Source organism: Armatimonas sp. (assembly GCF_964826245.1).
This window is the reverse complement of sequence record NZ_CBAYMC010000052.1, coordinates 1-20,855: the sequence shown is the minus strand read 5'-3', so window position 1 is coordinate 20,855 and position 20,855 is coordinate 1. Positions and strand designations below refer to the sequence as shown.

Below are 20,855 nucleotides of genomic sequence, written 5' to 3'. Positions count from 1 at the left end.
GCTGATCATTGTCTCCCAGCGCTTTCACAACGAGCGAGCGCTCTTCTTGGCGCAAGCCAGCGGAGTGGATGCTGTAGGCTACGATGCAGATGAGAGCAGCACACAGAGCGCTAAAGTGGCGCTGCGTGAGAACCTAGCCCGTGTCCAAGCCGTGCTCGATGTCTGGGTGCTTCACACCCGCCCCAAGTTTTTAGGCGAGCATATCGCCATCGGCAAAGAATAGTTTATGAATAACCGAGTACATATTTTTGATACCACGCTGCGAGATGGCGAGCAGTCGCCAGGGGCGGCGCTGAACGTCGACGAGAAGCTGGAGATTGCGCGGCAGCTAGAGCGCCTTGGCGTAGACATTATCGAGGCGGGCTTTCCGATCTCCTCGCCAGGCGACTTCGACGCAGTGCAGCGGATCGCCAAGCAGGTGCAAAACGCGACGGTCTGTGGGCTGACCCGGGCGGTGCGCAAAGACATTGATGTGGCCTGGGACGCGCTGAAAGGTGCGAAACGTCCTCGGATTCACACGGGCCTAGGCGTGAGTGACAATCACCTTCAGCACAAGCTTCGCAAGAGCCGCGACGAGGCGCTGGAGATGGGGGTCAGCGCCGTGGCCTACGCGAAGTCTCTTGGCTGCAACGACATCGAGTACTTCACCGAGGACGCAGGCCGTGCCGATCCGGACTATCTGTGCCGCGTGGTTGAGGCCGTGATTGCGGCAGGCGCGACGGTGATCAATGTCCCGGACACCACCGGCTATGCCACGCCAGAGGAGTACGGCGCGATCTTTAAAATGCTCCTAGAGCGCGTCTCTAATGCTGATAAAGCCATCTTCTCCGCCCACTGCCACGATGATCTCGGGCTTGCGGTCGCCAACTCACTGGCGGCAGCAAAAAACGGTGCGCGGCAAATAGAGTGCACGGTCAATGGGATCGGGGAGCGGGCGGGAAATACGAGCCTGGAGGAAGTCGTGATGGCGCTCCACACCCGCCGCGACTTCTACGGACTGGAAACAGGCATCCAGACAAAAGAAATCTTCAAGACCAGCCGCTTGGTGAGCAACCGCACGGGGATTCTCGTGCAACCCAATAAAGCCATTGTGGGAGCCAATGCGTTTGCGCATAGCTCAGGGATTCATCAAGATGGGATTTTAAAAGAGCGCACGACCTACGAGATCATGGATCCCGCCGATGTGGGCATCAGTGAGAGCAAGATCATTCTCTCGCCCCGCTCGGGCCGTGCCGCGCTGCGCCATCGCTTAGAGGTGCTGGGCCACACGTTTGAGGACGCAGGCTTTGAGAAGATCTACGAGCGCTTCTTGACCGTCGCGGATCGTAAAAAAACTATCTACGATGAGGACTTAGAGGCGCTCGCCACCGATGAGGCCCGCTTGGTCAATCAAACCTACGAGCTGGTGCAGCTCCAAGTCACTTGTGGCGACAGCGCGATACCGACGGCAACCGTAAAACTCCGTCATGCCAATAAAGCCGTTCTGATGGACGCCGACACGGGTAATGGGCCGGTGGATGCGATCTATAGAGCCATTAACCGCATCGTCAAAGTGCCCAACGAGCTGATCGAGATTAGCCTACAATCGGTAACCGAGGGCACCGATGCACAGGCCGCCGTGACGATCCGGGTGCGGGCGGGAGAAGAAGTCTTCTCCGGCCACGCCGCGCACACGGATATCATTGTCGCGGCGGCAAAAGCCTACCTCAACGCGCTCAACAAGCAGCTTCTCCAGCAGCCAGGGCGCATCACCCAGCCCGAGAGTGAGCGCGTCGGGGTGTAAGCCATTGGTAGCCGCCCAGTTCCAATGGGTGGCTACTTCGCGGCGAGGGCTTTCTTGATCGCGCCCTCGAACGCCGCGCTCTCCTGTCCACCGATCAGCCGCGAGCTGATGCGTCCCTTGCGATCTAGTACATAGGTGCGCGGAATTCCGAGGCTATCGGGGATCTTGCCATCAAGCCAGCTAAAGTAGCCCATGTCGGGCTCGCCGCCTTTTTTATTGATAAAGGCTCCGCTGGTCACCCCGTTTTGCGCCAGAAACGCCGCCGCCTTGCTCGTGTCGTCTAGATCGTCGAGCGTGACAGTCAGCAGCTCCACCCCCTGTGCGGCGTACTTCTTCTGGGTCGCCACCATATCCGGGAACTCCGCGCGGCACGGTGGGCACCAGGTCGCCCAGAAGTTAATCATCACGACTTTTCCCTTGCGAGCAGCCACTTCTTTCTTCAGCCCGACAGCGTCTACGGGCTTCACCGCCACTTTCCTGCCCGCTCCCTGGCTCATCGCTCCCAGCCCTAAAATCCCCATTAGCGCCAGAGACGCCGCAATCGTTGCTTTCATTTGTCTTCGATACTCCTGGTTATTAATACCTCTAAAAACGATAAAAAGTTCACGCGGTACAATAGCAGCTCATGACTCCGGTCGAAGTGCTCTGGGCGCAGTTTCTTCCTCTAAAGTCGCTGTGCTTTCTTTCTCGGAGCAAAAAAGCCGATGGTTGGAGTGGTATCGGAACCGGTCTCTGGCAGCCCGATCAGGGCCGTGAGGTTCCCTTTACCAAGGCGAGAGCTGGATCTCCACCGCACCCCATCTCTGTCGCGATGATTGCTACTCGGCTGTCTTGAGCTTTGAAGAATCAAGTCCAGCCGCATTGTCTATATCTATGCCAGTATCGGTTTGACCAGCTCACCGTAGACATCGGTCAATCGGAAGTCGCGGCCTTGGTAGGGGTAGGTGAGCTTTTTGTGGTCTACGCCCAGTAGATGCAGGATCGTGGCGTGGAGGTCGTGGACGCTGACGGGGTCTTTGACAATGTTGTAGCCAAACTCGTCGGTCTCGCCGATGGTGACGCCGTGCTTGACACCCGCCCCCGCAAGAAAGAGCGAGAAGCAGCGCGGGTGATGGTCGCGTCCATAGTTGTCCCTTGTGAGTGCCCCTTGAGAATACACCGTGCGCCCGAACTCCCCGCCCCAAACAATCAGTGTGTCGTCGAGCATCCCGCGCTGCTTGAGGTCTTTAATCAGCGCCGCCGTGGCCTGATCGGTGTCCTTAAGCTGGCCCTTGATCGCGCTGGGCAGGCCACCGTGGTGGTCCCAGCCCATGTGAAAGAGCTGGATAAAGCGCACGCCCTTCTCACAGAGCCGCCGGGCGAGCAGGCAGTTGTGGGCGTAGCTACCGGGCCGGTTGACATCCGGGCCATAGCTCTCCAGCGTCGTCGCTGACTCTTTGGAGAGATCGGCGAGCTCGGGGACGCTTGCCTGCATGCGAAACGCCAGCTCGTACTGCGAAATGCGGGTTGCCACTTCGGGATCACCGGTCTGGCCGAGCTTGAGCTTATTGAGTGCCCCCAGCTCATCGAGCATCTCGCGCCGCGTCCCCCGATCCACGCCGGGTGGGTCGGAGAGGTAGAGCACGGGGTCGCCGGAGTTGCGCAGCTTGACACCCTGGTGCTGGGTCGGCAGAAACCCCGCCCCCCAGAGCCTATCGTAGAGTGGCTGGTCATCGGGGCGACCACTGCCTTTGCTCGTCAGCACCACATAGCTCGGCAGGTCTTTGTTGAGCGTCCCCAAGCCGTAGCTGAGCCACGAGCCGATACTGGGCCGCCCCGCAAGCTGACTTCCGGTCTGGAAAAACGTGATCGCGGGGTCGTGGTTGATCGCCTCGGTGTTCATCGAGCGGATCATGCACAGCTCATCGGCCACTTCGGGGAGGTGCTTCCATAAGTCTGAGAGCTCCACGCCACTCTGGCCATGCTTCGTGAAGGCATACGGCGAGGGTGCCGTGGGAAAGTTGCTCTGCCCGCTGGTCATGGTCGTCAGGCGCTGGCCCTTGCGAATGGACTCGGGAAGATTTTGCCCGCGGTATTTTTCCAGGCTCGGCTTGCTGTCGAAGAGCTCGAACTGGCTCGGTGCCCCCGACTGGAAGAGATAGATCACCCGCTTCACCTTGGGGGAGCCCCCCCCGCCCCCAATAATGGGGGAGCCAGTGTGCGCCTGCGCTTCGTTCTCCAACAATCCCAGTGCCGCGAGGCCCAGCCCCGTCGCGCTCTTCAAAAAAGTCCGACGGTTCAGTGCATCTTGCGTGCGATACAGCTCGTTCATACCCTACGGTTCGCGGCGACGGGGAAATATTCCTGCATCGCAGGATAGACTAAGACTTAGCTAACCTAGGAATCACCATGCAAACTGTCAATATTCACGAAGCCAAAACGAATCTTTCCCGCTTACTCAAAGCCGTTGAGCAGGGCAAACTGTTTGTCACGCACAGTGGATCGCCCCACCCGGCAGTATGGAAGGGCAGGGATTTTGGATGTCCGAAGACTTCGACGATCCTCTAGATGAGCTTTTCGATGTCTTCAAAGAGGATGAAGAAGCAGAGCGATGAGGTTACCATCCTCCTCACTGCGGACACAAAGCTTGCACGCTACGGCTCTACCGTCCGTGTGGTTATGGGCTAACTACCTGGTGGGACGCCGCCGAGGCGGATGACAATCGCTAGAATCACCGTGACGGTGATCGCGGCGAGAAGGGTGTTCCAGAAGACGCACTCGGCGGCGAGCTCGACATCGCCTTTTTGCTCGATGGCGAGAAAGATCGAGTTGACGGCAGTCGGGCCAGCGGAGGCGACGATGAGCTGCGCACCCGGCCACGGCCAGAGCCCTAGCTTCCAGACCACCAGCGCGGCGATGGCGGGGAGGGCAAGCAGCTTGAAAAACGCCACGGGAAGAATCAAGCGCCAGCGCGGCATACGCCACTGGGTGGCGAGCTGGATACCTAGCGTCACTAAAGCCAGAGGCACGAGGCCATCGGAGACCAGGTGCAGGGCATAGTCCACTGGCTCGGGCAGGTGCCAGCCTGTCGCCCGAACCGTCAGGCCAGCCACCATGATATAGAGAATGGGAAGCTTCAGGATTTCGACAACGCCCTGCTTCCAGCCACCGCCCGTGATCGCCGCCGAGAGGCCGTAGCCCAGCACCCAGAGCGAGAGATTGGCCGTCATGATCACCAGTGCCTGAATCTCCCCGCCGGGCTTGCCAAAGGCGCGCAGGGCCACCGGAATCCCAAAGTTGCCCGCGTTGAAGATCACCGATGCCAGCAGCACCACGGCTAGTGTCTCGCGCGGAACTTTCCGCCAGCGCAGAAGCCCATAGAGCGGAAGGGCGAGCAGTGCCTGAATGAGCAGAATTGTTCCCGCGATCCCGGCGATCTGCCCCATGGTGAGCTTTGAGTCGGCGATATGCACAAAGAGAAACGCGGGAATAAAGAGATAGAGCTGGAGGTTAGAGAGAGTCTGCATCTCCACGGGGTGTCGTTTCTGTAGCAGTGCTCCCAGCGCCACTAAGAGTAAGATCGGCGCAAGTACCTTGCTAAAGAGAAATCCAAACTCGACCAGCATGGCCCTCATTCTACCGCGTGGCGAAAACAGGCAAACGCCTGTATACTCACACAAACAAACTTTTACCTGAGAGGATGTGATGTCATGATATCGGCGAAACAACAAGAAATCTTAGAGGTGATCCGTCAAGCACTGATGCGCGATGGTCAGGCTCCGACCGTGCGAGAGATAGGGAAACTCACGGGCCTGCGCTCGTCATGCTCGGTTCAGAAGCACCTCAACTCGCTCCAGGACAAGGGCTATATCAAGCGCGATCCCTACAAGTACCGCTCGGTGGAGCTTCTGATGGACGGCGCTCCGATGACCCGCCGTCGCACGGTCACGGTTCCGTTGCTGGGCCGGGTCGCTGCCGGTGCACCGATCTTTGCCACCGAGAATATCGAGGAGAGCTACCCACTCCCCGAGGCGTTTGTCCCGCGTGAGACCGATTGCTTCATGCTCAAGATCAAGGGCGACTCGATGATGGACGCGGGTATCTTCGACGGTGACTTTGTGGTGGTGCGCAAGCAGGAGACGGCCAATGCGGGCGAGATCGTGGTCGCTCTGATTGACGACGAAGCGACAGTGAAGACGTTCTACCCTGCCGGTGACAATGGGGTTCGGCTCCAGCCGGAGAACAAGTACATGAAGCCGATTATCACCAAGAACGCCAGCATTCTGGGCAAGGTCGTGCTGACCATGCGCCAGTACAGCTAGAGGGCGTAAGTCCCGCCCGTTGGAGGGGCGGGACTGGAGAGCCTCGTTCTAATCGGCGGTGTAGCCGTAGGTGCGGGTGTGAGCCTCTTCGAGCCAGGCGGAGAGTAGCTGAATGCTCGCCTCAATGTCTGAGACCGCCGCTGATTCGTTGACCGTGTGCACGTAGCGGCACGGTGTTGAGAGGGTGAAGCTAGGGATCCCGCCGCGCACCCGCTGCATTCCACCGGCATCGGTGCCGCCACGGTTGAGAATCTCCAGCTGGTGGGGAATCTGATGATGCTCGGCCACATCGCGGAAGTGGCGCACCAGCTTCGGGTGGCACAAGAGCGAGGAGTCCATGATCTTGATCGCCGTTCCCTTGCCCAGCGCTGTCACTTGCTCCGCCACATCGCCGCCGGGAATGTCCATCGCCAAGGTCTCGTCCAGCGCAATGGCAATGTCAGGCTCGATTGCATAGGCCGCCGGAGCTGCGCCCCGTAGCCCCACCTCTTCTTGCACGGTTGCCACAGCGTAGATCTCGCACTGGTGGGCACTCATCGCGCGAATCGCCTCAATCATGATAAAGACCGACAGACGGTTGTCCAAGGTCTTAGACATGATATGGTTTCCAACACGCTCACACGTCCGCGCCAGCGTCACCGGGTCGCCGATCTCGACTTTGTTCTTGACCTCGTCGGCAGGCAGTCCCAGATCCACAAAGAGCCCCTCTAGCTTCGGAGGACGGGCCAGCTCCTCGGCTGTCGCCGTGTGAATCGGCTTGCTGGAGGGCATCAGTGCTCCGAGCAGCGACTCGCCTTTAAACCCATGCACCCAGACACGCTGCGCCACCAAGTTGCGTGGGTCGAAGCCCCCGACCGGTTGCAGGCGAATAAACCCCTTGTCGTCAATGTGCTTGACCATGAACCCGATCTCGTCCATGTGCGCCGCGATCAGCACCTTCGGACCGCCCGTGCCCTTCTTATGCCCGATCACGTTGCCCATCACATCGACGGAGACAGAGTCCACCAGTGGCCCCAGCGCCTCGATTACGACGTCGCGGATCGGCTCTTCGCGGGAAGGAATCCCCGGTGTCTCACAGAGTGTTTTTAGTAGATCAAAATTTAACATGGTCGGTATTGTACCCAAGCTCTAGAGGATCCTCGAAAGATCTTTGAAGCGTGTTGAGACGCGCCCAGAGCGCCTTGACCAGCGCAGGCTTTTCTGCCGCGATGTTTTTCAGCTCCCAGGGGTCTTTTTGAATGTCGAAGAGCTGGACTTTATTGACCTTGGGGTAGACGATCAGCTTGTGCTCTCGGGTGCGCACCATGCGCTGGACATTGAGATAGGCCCCAAAAACCGCCGCCTCACGCTCTTGCTTTCCACCCTTGATCAGCGGCGCCAGGCTCGGGTTCTCTAGGCCGGGTGGCTGTGGAATCCCAACCAAGTCGCAGAGCGTGGCGAAGATCTGATTCTGGTAGATCAGGGCATCGTTTTTCTTGTTTTTGGGAATCCCCGGCCCGGCAAAGACCAGCGGAATGCGCACCGAGTGGTCGTAGCAGTTCTGCTTGCCCATCAGCCCATGCTCCCCGACGGCAAGCCCATGATCGCCGGAGAAAACAGTGATCGTGTCCTCGGGAAGCGCGTCTAAGATGCGCCCGATATGGAAGTCGGCGTGCGTCAAGATCGCGTAGTACTCTTTCCGGTGCTGCTTGATCGCCTCGGGCGTGCGCGGCCACGGCGCGAGCTTCTCATCGCGCACTTTCAGGTCGCCGTTGTCAAAGGGGTGCTCGGGCACGAAGTTCGGTGGCACGCTGACACGCTCCAAGGGGTACTTGTCAAGATACTCTGTGGGTGCCTGGCGCGGGTCGTGTGGGGCATGAAAGGCGACATGAAGAAAGAAGGGTTCGGTGCCCCCCCCGCCCCCGATAACGGGGGAGCTTTTTAGGTAGTCCAGCGCGCCGTTGGCCCAGTGCTCGCTGCTATGAATGATCTTGCCCTCTACCTCAAGCCAGTGGCCCTTGCGCGTCGTATCGTCGGGTTTCCAGGTGTTGTTTCCCAGCGCGGGGCGCAGGTAGGCATCCCCTTTTTCATCCGTCGACGGATAAAAGCCACCTGCATGTGGTCCCAAAGTCTGGTAGCTACGCTTCAGAGCCGCTTCAGAGTTGTGCCACTTGCCCACAAAGTGCGTCTGGTAGCCGTGGCTCCCCAGCCACTCCCCGAGCAGCGTCGTCTTCTCGATTCGCTCCCGCGCATGCCAGAGTGAGAGGCCGGTAATGAGCATCGCGCGGCTCGGGATGCAGACCGCCCCCGACCACGCACCTTGGTTATGAGCGTGAGTGAACGTCATTCCCCGCGCCACGAGCTTATCGAGATTTGGCGTCTCAACTTCTTTGTCTAAGAGCAGCCGGTGCATCATGTCGTCCATGAAGATCAGGCAGATATTGGGCTTTTTCATTTTTGCCAGAGCTTTCCTAAGAGTGCAAAGAGCTCCGGGTCGTGGGCTTTGAGCTGGGCAGCGTTGAAGGGGTAGAAGTCGTTGGCCCCGAAGAACGCCTCGGTGCCTTCGGCGAAGTACTCCTGCACATTGGTGAGCGCGTAGGCACGGTCAAGGCGCTTGCGTCCCTCGGAGTCTTGCCGCTCGACTCTATCGTACTTTCCGCCCGCCTTAGCATTTTTGTAGGCCGCCAGCAAGCGCGGCTCATCGTTGCCTAGCACCCGGTCATGGTAGCCGTGGGCCAGCTCGTGGAGCACAAAGAGCGGCATCCGGCGCGTCTCGGCATCGAAGTGCTTCACATCGGTGATCTCAACCCCCTTGACCATCTCCGGGTTTCGTCCGTTCGAGCGCAGCCAGTCCGCGCCCGGGTGATACTCCGCGCGTGGCGGCGTGTTGGGGTACTCAGGCGAGAGCCAGATCGTGATTTTCTTGAGCTCACTCAGCGGTTTTAGCGGCACGAGGCGGCAGATCGTCTTGAGCTGCGAGGTGAGTAGCACCAGCGCCCAGTCCAGTGCGGCAGCATCTTGTTTGCGAAGTGCTGTATTGATTTTTACCGTCCAGCCCTGAATCGGGCGCATGATGTATTCCATAAAAGCATTAATTTCCTAAACCGTTTACTTCTCTCTTGACTATACCGACAATTTAGAGTAATGTCGGCTGACAAAGAAGTAAAGGTACGCCCAGTGAAACCGCACCCGCAGTGTTGGAAGCGGATTGTACGTGCCTGGGAGTGCCTAACGCAGACCGATCTTGAGCTCGCGAAGCGCCATCTTTATCGGGGCCTCCGTTCCGAGTGATCTTGTGGGGCGCTACGGTGGCGAGGAGTTTGCGCAGATCCTTCCCTTGCCAGCCATGAAAAGATGCTCCAGGCCGCTGACACTCTTCTCTCTCAGGCAAAGCGATACGGCAAGAACCGTGTTCTGGATACTTCTCCCTCTCACTCCGTTGGGTGCGTGTAGAGATAGCGCCAGACGTCCTCGTGAATGAATTTTCCGCTGGCATCTTTCACGGCAGCCCCACCGGGCTGGGCAGCGCTATGGGCACGGTCAGGGTTGCCCTTCACATCGGCATCGGTGATGAGGCGACGGGTGTTGCGATACGGCGGCTTCTCTCTATCTACATTCACAATCGGCCCGAACTTTTCTAGCCCGAGCATTTCCCACGAGCGCGGGTAGTGGTTGCCTCCCCAGCCCGCATCGAGAATATGGCTAAACCCGAAGTAGCGATTCGCCGGGGTCGCGGACTTGAGTGCCTGCCAGGTCTCTCGCTGGTCGCGTGGGCCGGAGAGCATCACCACCCGCGCCACTTTCACCTGCTTAGCAAGTCGCGCTGCCGTCGTGGAGCCGTGCGAGATCCCCGAGAGAATCACCCTCTCCCAGCGCAGGTCTTTGCCTCCAGGCGTGAGAAAATGCTCCCAGCCGCCTTGTGGATTCTCTTTGGCGAGCCAGCGCACCAGCACCAGAGCCCGCTCCTGAATGCTATCGGGCCTCGGGATGCTCACCACCTCGCTGACATCCTCGCCCGTCGCCGCCTCCAGACGAATCCGGCCATTGAAGGTCGTGTCGCCCTTGGGACCTTTATCGCCAAACTGCCCGAACCAGCCATTGGCATAGTGCACTTGAATCGCGTGCAGGCCATAGCTCGTCAGGCGGTCAAAAAGCGGTGCACTGTAGCCCATCAGCCAGATCACCAGTCGCCCCAGCGGAGCCACTCGGGTATCTACGGCAGCGTGCTGATTGTCCGTTGGCTTGCCGTCTTTCTCAAACACAAACCCAATCTCCGGGTGCGGCTTTGCACGGGTATCTAAAACGCTCGCTCGTGCCGTAAAATCATAGCGGCGCGGGGTAGGATCAGAAAACACCAGCGGCTTTTCAAGCTGTCTCATGCCCACATTGTGCCCAGTTCTCTCTTTCTTCGCAACTAGTTACCCCCGAACTAGGCTAGAATGTCGTTATGCAATCAACGGCACTGACGGCGGTGAATCTTCGCTGCGAGTATCGCAACAACCCGCTGGGGATAGACTCCCTGGCTCCACGGCTCTCCTGGGAGCTTCGCACCTCGCGCAATGGCGAGCGGCAAACTGCCTACCAAGTTATCGCGACCAGTAACAAAGACGGCGGTGGGAGTGTGCTCTGGGACTCAGGCAAAGTCCTAGGCGGCGATGCCATCCAGGTGGCCTATACAGGGAAAAAGCTCGCCAGCAGCCAGCGCGTCTTTTGGCGCGTGCGAGCGTGGAACAAAGACGATGCGCTGGGGCCGTGGAGTAAAGAGGCGAGCTTTGAGCTGGGCCTGCTGAGTGCCTCCGACTGGGGCGGAGCGCAGTGGATTCGCGATCCTAAACAACCCCCTACGAACCCCTACGCCGACGATCCCCTGCCGCTGTTTGGCAAGAGTTTTGTACTGCCCCGTGCCGTGAAGTCCGCGCGGCTCTACGTGACGGGCCTCGGCTACTTCGAGGCGAGTGTCAACGGTGTCAACCCCAGCGACGCGACTCTGGAGCCCGGCTGGACCAACTACGAAAAGCGGGTCTACTACCGCACGCTCGATGTCACCAAGCTCCTCAAGCGCGGCGAGAATGCCCTCGAAATCCTAGTGGCAAACGGCTGGTGGAACCCCATGCCGCTGGTCATGTTCGGTGGCGCGGCGTTCTTGCCTAAGACTCTCCCGACGGGCCGCCCGCGCTGCATTGCCAAGCTAGAGATCGAGCTGAGCGACGGCACCAAGCAGGTAATTATCACCGACACAAGCTGGAGCGTGCGCGACAGCGCTCTGCGCTTCCAGAACAACTACATCGGGGAGGTCTGGGATGCGCGGGAGCTGGGCAAGAGCACGGCACGGCAGGTGGCTCTGGCGACAGAGCCGGTCGGCAAGCTAGAGTGCGAGCCACAGCCCCCGATCAAAGTCATTGGCGAGCGCACCGCAAGTGCCCTCTCCGAGCCCAAGCCGGGCGTGTTTTTACTGGATGTCGGGGTGAACCAGTCTGGGCGGGCGCGGATCAAGCTGAAGAACACCAAGCCGGGACAGAAGATTCTCTTGCGCTACGGGGAGCTGCTCCACAAAGATGGCTCGCTCAACCCGATGACGGGGGTCTGTGGGCAGATCAAGGGCGGCAATAAAGAGCGCCATAGCGCTCCCAAAGACAGCGACCGACCGCATATTCCGGCGATCCAAGAAGACACGTTTATTTGTGCGGGAGCCGCCGAGGAGACACTCCAGACACACTTTGTCTTCCGGGGTTTTCGCTACCTGGAGGTAAGCGGAGCCACGGAGAAGCCAAGCGTGCTGGTGCAGTCCATGGCCTCGGGTGTGGAGAGCGCCGGGGAGTTCTCTTGCTCCGAGCCGCTGCTCAATCAGATTCAAGAGCTCACGCGCCGGACGTTTCTCTCCAATCTCTTCTCCGTCCAGTCCGACTGCCCGCACCGCGAAAAATTCGGCTATGGCGGCGATATTGTGGCCACGCGTGATGCCTTTCTCTACAACTTCGACATGGCTGCGCTCTACGCCAAGATCGCCACGGACTACGCCGATGCCGCCCGCCCCGATGGCTCCCTCCCCGACACGGCGCCGTATGTGGGCCTCCAGTACTGTGGGGTCGGCTGGCCGATGGCGCTCCCCCTGCTACAAGTGGAGCTACTGCGCCACTACGGCGATAAAAAGCTTATCGAGCGGCACTACGCCACAACAACGCGCTGGCTGGAGGGCACCGACGGTAAAAAGGGCCTCACGGATCACGAGGCGCGTGTCGGAAGCCCCGAGGAGGCAACCCTGCCCCTGCTCTACGCCGAGTGCGCCCGCATGGCCGAGACACTGGCGCTCACGCTAGGCAAGCGTGGCGATGTGGCAAGGTGGCGTGCTCTGGCAAAAACTACCACCGATGCCTACCAGCGTGCCTTCCCCGATGCCCCGCCTACGCAAGCCTCCCTTGCCTACGCGCTGGAGTACGGCCAGCTTGATAGCGCCGCCGAGCAGCGCACCCTAGAGCGCCTCCTCGCCGACCTGAAAGCCCATGATGGCCACCTGACCACGGGAATCTTCGGCACTAAGTTTATGTTCGACGCTCTCTCGCGCCTCGGGCACGCCGATGCCGCGTTTACTTTTGCCACCAAGAAAACCGTGCCGTCGTGGGGCGCGATGATCGCGGGCGGTGCGACCACGCTCTGGGAGCACTGGAACTTCTCCGACAACACGTTCTCGCACAACCACCCCATGTTCGGCTCGATCAGCGCGTGGTTCTTCGCCTGGCTAGGAGGAATCCAGCCCGCTCAAGATGCCATCGGCTTCGACAAGATCGAGCTTCGGCCTCAGTTTGTCAGCGGCCTGAACTTTGTCAAAGCCAGCTACAAATCCCTCCGTGGCCCGATCAAGGTGGAGTGGAAGCGCCAGGCTGGGAAAGTCGCCCTCGCCATCGAGATCCCCGTCGGCTGCACCGCCACCCTGCACCTACCCGACGGCACGAAAAAAACGCTGGAGAGCGGAAAACACAGTGTGACCGCCGCATAAGCCGCCGGTTGAAATCGGCGTCTGCAGTGGCGTCCCGCCGCAAAGCCCGTGCCGGGCTACCAAATTCCCAGCCCGGCACGGGCTTTGCAGCCGTAGGCTATTGCAGACGCCCGATTCATCGGGCGGCAAAAAGCACCGGCAACAGCTCCTCCGCCCGCCCGACAAACTCGTCGTGCAAGTAGGGATTCTCGTGGCGCGCTGGCTCGATATTGACGGAGACGCAGTGTGCTCCCGCAGCGTGGGCATCCAGGAGTAGGTACGCTGCGGGAATCACCACACTACTCGTACCGACCACCAGAAATAAGTCGCAGCCCCGGAGCGCGGTGGCAGCTTGAGTGATCGCCTTGTCGGGGAGCGTCTCGCCAAACAGCACGACATCGGGGCGCAGGGGAGCGCCACACGCCGGGCAGAGCGGGAGCGTCTCGTAGGAGGCTTCGTCGTAGAACGGCGGTAGGTTGCACTGGGTGCAGCGCGTCCGCAAGCCCGAGCCATGCAGCTCGATCACCTTCTCACTCCCTGCTCGCTGGTGCAGGTTATCCACATTCTGCGTGATCACCGTGACGCAGTCCGGCCAGCGTTTCTGTGCCTCGGCAATCGCCCTATGCGCCGCATTTGGCCCCACCGAAAGCGCCGTCGCCCGCCGCTCCGAGTAGAGCTTCCAGAGCTCGGGGAGACGCGTGGGGATACTCTCCGCATGGACAATCTGGGCCAGCTCCTCGTTCTCCCACAAGCCCCCCGGCCCGCGATAGGTCGGCAACCCCGATGCCACAGAGACACCCGCGCCCGTCAGAACCACGACACGCTGGTACTTGGTGCCAATGCCTAGAGAAGAATGTATAGCCATACCCCATTATCCCAGGCATAATGCCGACATGGAAGACAACGGGCAAAAACGGGCGGGGAGCGGGAGCTATGTCGCGGTTGAGGACGGCTATCTGGACTCTCGGCGGCTGAAGAAGAGCGCGGGCTGGCAGATGCTCTGGGCACTGGGCGTGGGGGCGGTGATCTCGGGGAACTTCTACGGCTGGCAGTTTGGGCTAACAGCGGGTGGCTTCGGGGGAATGCTGATCGCAACGCTTATTGTCGCGGTGATGTATATCTGTCTGGTGCTCTGCATCGCCGAGCTCTCGACCGCGCTTCCCCACGCGGGTGGCTTCTACTCCTTCACCCGAAGCGCGTTTGGTCCGGGGATCGCCTATATCAACGGGGTCACGGATATTATCGAGTACGTGATTACGCCCGCCGTGGTGGTGGTAGGGATCGCGGGCTACATGAAAGCCGTGATTCCTGGCCTCCCGGACTGGGCCTGGTGGCTGATTTTCTACGTGCTCTTTGTCGGGATCAATGTGCGTGGGACGGCGCTGACATTCAAAGTCTCGCTGATCATCACCGGGCTGGCGATTCTCGCGCTGGTGGTCTTCTTTATCGGCGTGCTGGCAACCGGCTCGTTTCACTATAGCGCTGCGCTTAACATGCCTCCCGATCCCGGCCAGAGCGCGTTTCTTCCCAAGGGACTCTACGGCATCTTTGCCTCGCTCCCATTCGCGATCTGGTTCTTGCTGGCGATTGAGCAGCTTCCCCTTGCCGCCGAGGAGAGCCATGATGTGGTGCGCGACATGCCTCGGGCGCTGATCTACGGCATCTTTACGCTGGTGGTCCTCTCGGTGCTGACTTTGGTGATCAACTCGGGGATTCCGGGTGGCGCGGTTGCTGTGGCAGCGGCGGCGGCTCCGCTGAACTTAGGCTTTACCGCTGCTTTTGGCTCCAAAGCGACGGCAACTCTGCTCAATCTCATCACGGTCACGGGGCTGATCGCCAGCTTCCATGCCATTATCTACGCCTACGGCCGCCTGCTCTTTGCCCTCTCCCGAGCGGGCTATTTACCGCGTGGCCTCTCGGTTGTCAGCCGCTACCACACGCCACACCGAGCGCTGATTATCGGAGCCGTGGCGGGCTTTGGGATGTGCGTGCTGATCGGGAGCTTCAAGGGAAGCGTCGGGGCGGCGCTGCTCAACATGGCGGTCTTTGGCTCCGTGATCTCGTATGCGATTGTGCTGCTAGCCTACCTCAAGCTGGCAAAAAGCCGCCCAGAGCTGCCGCGCCCGTACAAGAGCCCACTGGGTGTCTTTGGGGCTTGGGTGGCGCTGGTTCTCTCGCTGGTCTGCCTAGTCGCGACTTTTGCCGCCCCCGAGCTGCGCCCTGGCGTCGTAGGAACCGCCGTTTTTATCGCCGCGATGTTTGCCTACTACTGGCTCTACAGCCGCCATCGCCTCGTCGCCAACGCCCCAGAGGAAGAGATCGCCCTTGTCGCGGAGGCGGAAAAAGAGCTGAGCTAACCAACGGCGTTCTTTACGTACTCATCGGCGGCGTGCCTGAATAGAGCCCCAGCCTGCTAATTCACCCCACAAACGCCACACATGCGGCAGCAATAGCGGTCTCGGACAAACACAGCGCGGCGAAACTGCGCACGAGCGGTTTTCTTGTTCACAGGAACTTTATCGCCTCAATAAACCGGTTGATAAAGCCTAGTCTCACTCTAGGGTACAATCGCTATGTCTATCTCAAACTAGGCCCATTTATGCGCCCGAAACGAGGCGGACACGGAAAGGTTTTTGTATGCAGATCGGGGTTATCATGAACGGCGTCACCGGGCGCATGGGGACAAATCAGCATCTCCTGCGCTCGATTGTGGCACTGCGCGACCAAGGTGGAGTGAAGATCGGCAGTGGCGAGAGCATTGTCCCTGACCCGATTTTGGTGGGCCGTAACGAGAAAAAGCTCGCGGAGCTGGCGGCGCGTGCCGGTGGCGTGAAGTACACCACAGACCTGGAGAGCGTTTTAGCCAACCCCGCCTACCCGATCTACTTCGATGCCCAGCTCACCCAGCTCCGTGCGCCTGCGGTGCTCAAAGCGATTGCGGCGGGCAAGCACATCTACTGCGAGAAGCCCTCGGGGACGACCACCGAGGAAGCCTACGCGCTGTATGAGGCGGCAAAGAAGGCGGGCGTCAAGCAGGGCGTCGTGCAGGACAAGCTCTTTCTGCCGGGGCTGGTGAAGCTCAAGAACTTAATCGACTCCGGCTTTTTTGGCGAGATTCTCTCCGTGCGTGGCGAGTTTGGCTACTGGGTCTACACCGGCCACGACGCGATTCCCGTGCAGCGCCCGAGCTGGAACTACCGCAAAGAGGACGGCGGCGGGATTATCGTGGACATGCTCTGCCACTGGCGCTATGTTTTGGACAATCTCTTTGGTGAGGTAAAAGCCGTCTCGTGCCTTGGGGCGACCCATGTCAAAGAGCGCATTGACGAGAGCGGGAATCCCTACGCCTGCACCGCCGACGACTCCGCCTACGCCACGTTTGAGCTCGAAAACGGCGTGATCGCGCAGTTCAACTCCAGCTGGACCGTGCGTGTGCGCCGCGACGACTTGCTCACGCTCCAAGTGGACGGCACCAAGGGCAGCGCCGTGGCGGGCTTGCGCGGCTGTACGATCCAGCCGTATGGCGCGACCCCTCGGCCTGTCTGGAACCCGGACATTGACTCCCCGATTGACTTCTACGAGAACTGGATGACGGTTCCCACCAACCAAATTCTCGACAACGGCTTTAAAATCCAGTGGGAGATGTTCTTAAAGCATGTCGTGCTGGACACGCCCTGGGTCTACGATCTGCGCGAAGGCGCCAAAGGTGTCCAGCTCGCGGAAGCCGGGCTCAAGAGCTGGGAAGAGCGCCGCTGGGTAAGCCTAGAGCCGCTAGAAATACAGCCGTGAGAGCTATCCTGCTAGCCCCGCCTGAGAACATCGAGCGGGTCTACGGAAAAGAGCGTCAGGAGCGGCTGGGACACCCCCGTGCTGTCGCTCCGGCGCAGCTTGACACGCTCCTGCCGGAGCTTGCGGAGACGGAAGCAATCTTCTCCACCTGGGGCATGCCCTGCCTGACCGAGGCGCAGCTGGATGCGCTTCCCAAGCTACGGGCCGTCTTTTACGCCGCAGGCTCGGTGCAGGGGTTTGCGCGGCCTCTGCTGGAGCGCGGCATCACGGTTGTCAGTGCCTGGCTTGCCAATGGCGTCCCCGTGGCGGAGTTCACCCTGGCGCAGATTCTTCTGAGTGCCAAGGGCTACTTTCGCAATGTCGCGGAGTACCATGCCACGCACCACTTTCGGGAGGCCGCCCGCGGCCCCGGCTGCTACGGCGAGACCGTGGCGCTGCTGGGGGCTGGAGCGGTTGGGCGTGAGGTGATTCAGTTCCTGAAGCCTTTCTCGCTGCACCTCCTGGTCTTCGATCCGTTTCTGAGCGAGGCGGCGGCGCAGGAGCTAGGAGTCGAGAAAGTGGGCCTCGACGAGGCATTTTCTCGTGGGATTGTTGTCTCCAACCACCTGGCCAACAACCCACAGACGGTCGGGATGCTTAACGCAGCCCACTTTGCCCAGCTCCGCCCCGGCGCGACTTTTATTAACACCGGGCGTGGGCTAACCGTAGTCGAGAGCGAGCTCACCGAGGTGCTACGCGCCCGCCCTGATCTAACAGCGCTCCTCGATGTCACCTGGCCCGAGCCCGCCCCCCCCGACTCGCCGCTCTGGGAGCTACCCAATGTGCGGATCAGTACGCACCTCGCAGGCTCTAACGGCAACGAAGTGCGCCGCATGGCCGACTGGTGCCTCGACGAGTTTGAGCGCTGGACACAAGACAAACCCCTCCGCTCCGTCGTAACCCTGGAGATGCTGGAGACCATGGCCTAAGGATCTGGCAGATGCAGGAGAAGCGGCGTATAACCTTTACTAGGGTAGAGGAGAGCTATGAAGACTCGCTTCCAAATTGTGGGTGGGATAATCGCTTTATTTTTTGTTGGGTCTTGGTGGATGGTAACCAATAGCCCAGATGCTATAAATCGCCGACTTGCCCATGCCATCCAGGCTTCCGAGGATACGCAGGAAATTGAAGCACTTCTCGCACGTGGAGCCAATCCCAACTTTCGCTACACAGAGGACGAACCTGGCCTGAAAGAGAGGATCAATGTGCTACTGGTTGGCACATCACCTCCTGAACGTGAAGGAATACCTTTACTCTTTCTTGCTTGCTATGTGCGTAATGAAGATACTGTCCGTGTTCTTCTGAAGAACAAAGCGAACCCGAATATCACCTTTGAGCAAGGCAGAACTCCTTTGATGGTGGCTGTCGAAAATGGGAGTCCCCGTCTGATTCGTCTTCTTCTCGACCATGGCGGTGATCCCAATCATAGAACCGATGCTGGAGCAACCGCTCTCACGCTGGCTCGATTTATAAAGCGGCCTAATCTGATAACACTCCTGAAACAGTCGGGAGCTAGAGAATGAAACGACTAGCAAGAATGATTCTTGTCGTATTTGGTGTCATTGGAGCTTTGAACTTATTGAGCTCTCCGTGGGGTTTCTGGGGACAACCTAATCCCAAAGAGAGTGTGCCTACTTCCTGGTACGAGTGGATGAGAACACATTGAAACAACTAACAAAACCTCTTGCTGCATTACTGGGAATTGCTGTCTCTATCTGTGGTGCAAGTCTACAAAGAGCTATATCTCACAAATCCATCCAGAAAACTCTAGTGCTCAAACTAGAACCTGTCGTCATCGAGATCCCTGACTACCACAGTCCCCTCAGCCCTTGGCGGCAAGACGGATCTGACTGCGGCAACAAATAACGCACCCAATAGGCCCATTCATGGGTCTTGCCGCAACAGCGGGCCGCTTTAGCCGCCCGTCTCCCGTCGTCCGAAAAACGCCCCGAAACGCCGTCGTGATACCATGACCCCGATATGGCACTCTGGGGCGGACGATTCGAGGGCACGACCGATGCTCTCGTCTGGACATTTAATCAATCACTTCCTTTCGACCAAAGGCTTTGGCGCGAGGACATCACCGGCAGCATCGCGCATGCGAAGATGCTGGGCAAGCAGGGCATTGTCCCTGAGGCCGACGCGGCAAAGATCGTCGCCGGGCTAGAGGCGCTCTACGCCGATCTAGAGAGCGGTGCGGCGAGCCTGCCGCCGGAGGCCGAGGACATTCACTCCGCGATCGAGAGCATGCTCTTTGAGCGTCTGGGCAAAGATGTCGCAGGCAAGCTACACACGGCACGCTCTCGCAACGACCAGATCGCCACCGATGTGCGCCTCTGGCTGCGCACGGCTTTAGACGAGCTGCGAGGCGAGCTGACCAAGCTACGCGTGCAGCTAGTCGCGCTGGCGGAAAGTAACTTGGGGACGGTGCTTCCGGGCCGCACCCACCACCAGCATGCACAGCCGGTTCTGCTCTCGCACCATTTATTGGCTTACTTCTGGATGCTCAGCCGCGACAATGAGCGCCTTTCCGACTGCCGCAAGCGCCTGAACCGACTGCCGCTCGGGGCGGGGGCGCTGGCGGGGACGCCGTTTCCGATCGACCGCGAGTTTGTGGCACGCGAGCTGGGCTTTGACAGTGTCTGCCCCAACTCGCTGGATGCCGTGGCCGACCGAGACTTTGCCGTGGAGTTCTGCGCCGATGCCAGCCTCTTGCAGCTCCACCTCTCACGCCTCGCGGAGGAGCTGGTGCTCTGGAGTGCGCCCGAGTTTGGCTTTGTCGAGCTCGCCGACTCGGTGACCACGGGCAGTAGCATCATGCCGCAGAAGAAAAACCCCGATGTCGCCGAGCTGATCCGCGGCAAGACCGGGCGCGTCTACGGCGACTTGACGACCCTTCTGACCCTCATGAAGGGCCTTGTGCTCACCTATAACAAGGACATGCAGGAGGACAAGGAGCCACTCTTTGACGCCGCAGATACCGTCACGCTCTGTGTCAGCCTCATGCACCGCATGCTGGAGACCGCCGCCTTCAAGCCTGAGCGAATGAAAGCTGCCATGTGCGGCGACTTCTCCACCGCCACCGACCTCGCCGATGCGCTGGCCGCCGACGGTGTCCCGTTTAGAGAGGCCCACGAGATTGTCGGGCGGATCGTGCGCGGCTGCATCGCGGAGAAAATCGGCCTGGAAGACCTCACGCTAGAGGCGCTCCAGAGCTATGACTCGCGCTTCACGGCAGTAGCACTGGACGCTATCACCCCCGAGGCCTCCGCCAACGCCCGCACCAGCCAAGGCGGCACCGCCCGCGTGGCCGTGGAAGCGCAGCTCCAGCTCGCCCGAGCGAGCCTGGAGCAACCCTAGGATTTATCATGCGATCAGAACCAAGTAAACCGGGAAAACGCGGGGTGGCCCGTGCTACCCCGAAGCCTGCTGCGAAACCAGGAAGACCGTTAAAGGGCGGCAAGATCCGCCCCGTCCCAAAGGCGCAACCCGAGGTAGAGAAGAAGCCCACAGCTCCCGCGTTTGACTATGTTCTGGAGACGATTCCCGGACTGGAAGCAATCGCGACCATCGAGGTGAAGGAGCGCTTTACCACGCCTCCCAAAAAAGACCGCAACGTGCCGGGCCTGCTCCACATGACATTTACGGGCAAGCCGGAGCGCCTGCTGGCTCTGCGCTCCGTGGTGGCGGTGTTTCGGCGGCGGGTTCACGCTATCCCACGTCCCACCGGGCTCCTGGGGCACCAGTATTTTTCCGCGATTCTTGCTGACTGTAGCGCCGCGATCGCGCTCCATCCCGAGGGTAGCTTCACCGCGATTCGGCTTGCGGCAGCGGGCCGGGATTCGTCGGCGATGTCGCGCATTGCCAGCGAGCTTGCCAAGGCGCTGAATCTCGAAGTGGATGTCACCGGCGAGGACACCCAGACACTTCTGGTGCGACTCTTACCGATGCAGAAAAAAGTCGAGAAGCCACCTCGTCGGCGCTCGCGAGA

17 protein-coding genes and 2 pseudogenes are annotated in these 20,855 nt (G+C 60.0%); 11 read left to right on the top strand and 8 right to left on the bottom strand.

Translation table 11 applies throughout. The annotated features are described in order from the left end of the window. Both AC1XOS_RS07225 and AC1XOS_RS07220 read left to right on the top strand, forming a co-directional pair. Positions 1–223 (top strand): annotated as a pseudogene (locus tag AC1XOS_RS07225) (SanA/YdcF family protein); the annotation flags it as partial. Between the two features lie 3 nt (positions 224–226). Further along, positions 227–1,783 carry a 2-isopropylmalate synthase gene (locus AC1XOS_RS07220; protein WP_481961544.1) on the top strand — a complete coding sequence of 519 codons (1,557 nt, stop codon included), beginning with the start codon at positions 227–229 and terminating at the stop codon, positions 1,781–1,783. A 32-nt stretch (positions 1,784–1,815) separates the two neighbouring features. Here AC1XOS_RS07220 and AC1XOS_RS07215 read toward each other — a convergent pair whose 3' ends face one another. Then, positions 1,816–2,337 (bottom strand): TlpA disulfide reductase family protein, encoded by a 522-nt coding sequence (locus tag AC1XOS_RS07215; RefSeq protein WP_481961543.1) that lies wholly within the window; start codon positions 2,335–2,337, stop codon positions 1,816–1,818. Between the two features lie 71 nt (positions 2,338–2,408). On the opposite strand from AC1XOS_RS07215, the gene AC1XOS_RS07210 reads away from it, so the two are divergent. Beyond that, entirely contained in the window at positions 2,409–2,618 is a 210-nt protein-coding gene (locus AC1XOS_RS07210) for a hypothetical protein (protein ID WP_481961542.1), read from the top strand. Between the two features lie 36 nt (positions 2,619–2,654). Here AC1XOS_RS07210 and AC1XOS_RS07205 read toward each other — a convergent pair whose 3' ends face one another. Beyond that, positions 2,655–4,094, bottom strand: a complete 1,440-nt coding sequence (locus tag AC1XOS_RS07205; protein WP_481961541.1) for a DUF1501 domain-containing protein — start codon at positions 4,092–4,094, stop codon at positions 2,655–2,657. 352 nt (positions 4,095–4,446) lie between these two features. After that, a complete protein-coding gene (locus AC1XOS_RS07200; protein ID WP_481961540.1) occupies positions 4,447–5,388 on the bottom strand; it encodes an AEC family transporter in 942 nt (313 codons plus the stop codon). Between the two features lie 84 nt (positions 5,389–5,472). Between AC1XOS_RS07200 and lexA the strand changes: the two genes are divergently transcribed. After that, entirely contained in the window at positions 5,473–6,084 is a 612-nt protein-coding gene (lexA, locus tag AC1XOS_RS07195; protein WP_481961539.1) for a transcriptional repressor LexA, read from the top strand. Between the two features lie 48 nt (positions 6,085–6,132). Here the strand turns inward: lexA and AC1XOS_RS07190 are convergent, their stop codons facing one another. The 4 genes from AC1XOS_RS07190 to AC1XOS_RS07175 form a co-directional block, all read right to left on the bottom strand. Further along, positions 6,133–7,191, bottom strand: coding sequence for a M42 family metallopeptidase (locus tag AC1XOS_RS07190; RefSeq protein WP_481961538.1), 1,059 nt, complete (start codon positions 7,189–7,191; stop codon positions 6,133–6,135). Then, positions 7,178–8,518 (bottom strand): sulfatase family protein, encoded by a 1,341-nt coding sequence (locus AC1XOS_RS07185; RefSeq protein WP_481961537.1) that lies wholly within the window; start codon positions 8,516–8,518, stop codon positions 7,178–7,180. The genes AC1XOS_RS07190 and AC1XOS_RS07185 overlap by 14 nt, the downstream gene beginning before the upstream one ends. Next, the gene (locus AC1XOS_RS07180; protein WP_481961536.1) at positions 8,515–9,147 is read right to left on the bottom strand and encodes a M90 metallopeptidase family protein; all 633 of its coding nucleotides are present in this window, start codon (positions 9,145–9,147) and stop codon (positions 8,515–8,517) included. The genes AC1XOS_RS07185 and AC1XOS_RS07180 overlap by 4 nt, the downstream gene beginning before the upstream one ends. Before the next feature lie 347 nt (positions 9,148–9,494). Next, positions 9,495–10,442 carry a BPSS1187 family protein gene (locus AC1XOS_RS07175; RefSeq protein WP_481961535.1) on the bottom strand — a complete coding sequence of 316 codons (948 nt, stop codon included), beginning with the start codon at positions 10,440–10,442 and terminating at the stop codon, positions 9,495–9,497. Positions 10,443–10,510: 68 nt separating this feature from the next. Between AC1XOS_RS07175 and AC1XOS_RS07170 the strand changes: the two genes are divergently transcribed. Then, positions 10,511–13,057 carry a family 78 glycoside hydrolase catalytic domain gene (locus tag AC1XOS_RS07170; protein ID WP_481961534.1) on the top strand — a complete coding sequence of 849 codons (2,547 nt, stop codon included), beginning with the start codon at positions 10,511–10,513 and terminating at the stop codon, positions 13,055–13,057. A gap of 115 nt (positions 13,058–13,172) precedes the next feature. Here AC1XOS_RS07170 and AC1XOS_RS07165 read toward each other — a convergent pair whose 3' ends face one another. Next, on the bottom strand, positions 13,173–13,901 hold the full coding sequence (locus AC1XOS_RS07165) for an SIR2 family NAD-dependent protein deacylase (protein ID WP_481961533.1): 729 nt from the start codon (positions 13,899–13,901) through the stop codon (positions 13,173–13,175). A gap of 28 nt (positions 13,902–13,929) precedes the next feature. Here AC1XOS_RS07165 and eat point away from each other — a divergent pair, with 28 nt between their 5' ends. The 6 genes and pseudogenes from eat to AC1XOS_RS07135 form a co-directional block, all read left to right on the top strand. Then, entirely contained in the window at positions 13,930–15,393 is a 1,464-nt protein-coding gene (eat, locus tag AC1XOS_RS07160; RefSeq protein WP_481961532.1) for an ethanolamine permease, read from the top strand. Positions 15,394–15,673: 280 nt separating this feature from the next. Continuing rightward, positions 15,674–16,825, top strand: coding sequence for a Gfo/Idh/MocA family protein (locus AC1XOS_RS07155; protein WP_481961531.1), 1,152 nt, complete (start codon positions 15,674–15,676; stop codon positions 16,823–16,825). Beyond that, complete coding sequence (locus AC1XOS_RS07150) at positions 16,822–17,793, top strand: hydroxyacid dehydrogenase (protein ID WP_481961530.1); 972 nt, start codon at positions 16,822–16,824, stop codon at positions 17,791–17,793. Before AC1XOS_RS07155 ends, AC1XOS_RS07150 begins: the two co-directional genes overlap by 4 nt. Positions 17,794–17,850: 57 nt before the next feature. Then, positions 17,851–18,387, top strand: coding sequence for an ankyrin repeat domain-containing protein (locus tag AC1XOS_RS07145; RefSeq protein WP_481961529.1), 537 nt, complete (start codon positions 17,851–17,853; stop codon positions 18,385–18,387). Positions 18,388–18,844: 457 nt separating this feature from the next. After that, a complete protein-coding gene (argH, locus tag AC1XOS_RS07140; protein ID WP_481961528.1) occupies positions 18,845–20,224 on the top strand; it encodes an argininosuccinate lyase in 1,380 nt (459 codons plus the stop codon). 8 nt (positions 20,225–20,232) lie between these two features. After that, positions 20,233–20,855, top strand: a pseudogene (locus tag AC1XOS_RS07135) (hypothetical protein); the annotation flags it as partial.

Excerpts from the sequence above, each read along its gene's own strand:
- AC1XOS_RS07220 (WP_481961544.1), top strand. The coding sequence starts at position 227 with ATGAATAACCGAGTACATATTTTTGATACCACGCTGCGAGATGGCGAG.
- AC1XOS_RS07215 (WP_481961543.1), bottom strand. The coding sequence starts at position 2,337 with ATGAAAGCAACGATTGCGGCGTCTCTGGCGCTAATGGGGATTTTAGGG.
- AC1XOS_RS07210 (WP_481961542.1), top strand. The coding sequence starts at position 2,409 with ATGACTCCGGTCGAAGTGCTCTGGGCGCAGTTTCTTCCTCTAAAGTCG.
- AC1XOS_RS07205 (WP_481961541.1), bottom strand. The coding sequence starts at position 4,094 with ATGAACGAGCTGTATCGCACGCAAGATGCACTGAACCGTCGGACTTTT.
- AC1XOS_RS07200 (WP_481961540.1), bottom strand. The coding sequence starts at position 5,388 with ATGCTGGTCGAGTTTGGATTTCTCTTTAGCAAGGTACTTGCGCCGATC.
- lexA (WP_481961539.1), top strand. The coding sequence starts at position 5,473 with ATGATATCGGCGAAACAACAAGAAATCTTAGAGGTGATCCGTCAAGCA.
- AC1XOS_RS07190 (WP_481961538.1), bottom strand. The coding sequence starts at position 7,191 with ATGTTAAATTTTGATCTACTAAAAACACTCTGTGAGACACCGGGGATT.
- AC1XOS_RS07185 (WP_481961537.1), bottom strand. The coding sequence starts at position 8,518 with ATGAAAAAGCCCAATATCTGCCTGATCTTCATGGACGACATGATGCAC.
- AC1XOS_RS07180 (WP_481961536.1), bottom strand. The coding sequence starts at position 9,147 with ATGGAATACATCATGCGCCCGATTCAGGGCTGGACGGTAAAAATCAAT.
- AC1XOS_RS07175 (WP_481961535.1), bottom strand. The coding sequence starts at position 10,442 with ATGAGACAGCTTGAAAAGCCGCTGGTGTTTTCTGATCCTACCCCGCGC.
- AC1XOS_RS07170 (WP_481961534.1), top strand. The coding sequence starts at position 10,511 with ATGCAATCAACGGCACTGACGGCGGTGAATCTTCGCTGCGAGTATCGC.
- AC1XOS_RS07165 (WP_481961533.1), bottom strand. The coding sequence starts at position 13,901 with ATGGCTATACATTCTTCTCTAGGCATTGGCACCAAGTACCAGCGTGTC.
- eat (WP_481961532.1), top strand. The coding sequence starts at position 13,930 with ATGGAAGACAACGGGCAAAAACGGGCGGGGAGCGGGAGCTATGTCGCG.
- AC1XOS_RS07155 (WP_481961531.1), top strand. The coding sequence starts at position 15,674 with ATGCAGATCGGGGTTATCATGAACGGCGTCACCGGGCGCATGGGGACA.
- AC1XOS_RS07145 (WP_481961529.1), top strand. The coding sequence starts at position 17,851 with ATGAAGACTCGCTTCCAAATTGTGGGTGGGATAATCGCTTTATTTTTT.
- argH (WP_481961528.1), top strand. The coding sequence starts at position 18,845 with ATGGCACTCTGGGGCGGACGATTCGAGGGCACGACCGATGCTCTCGTC.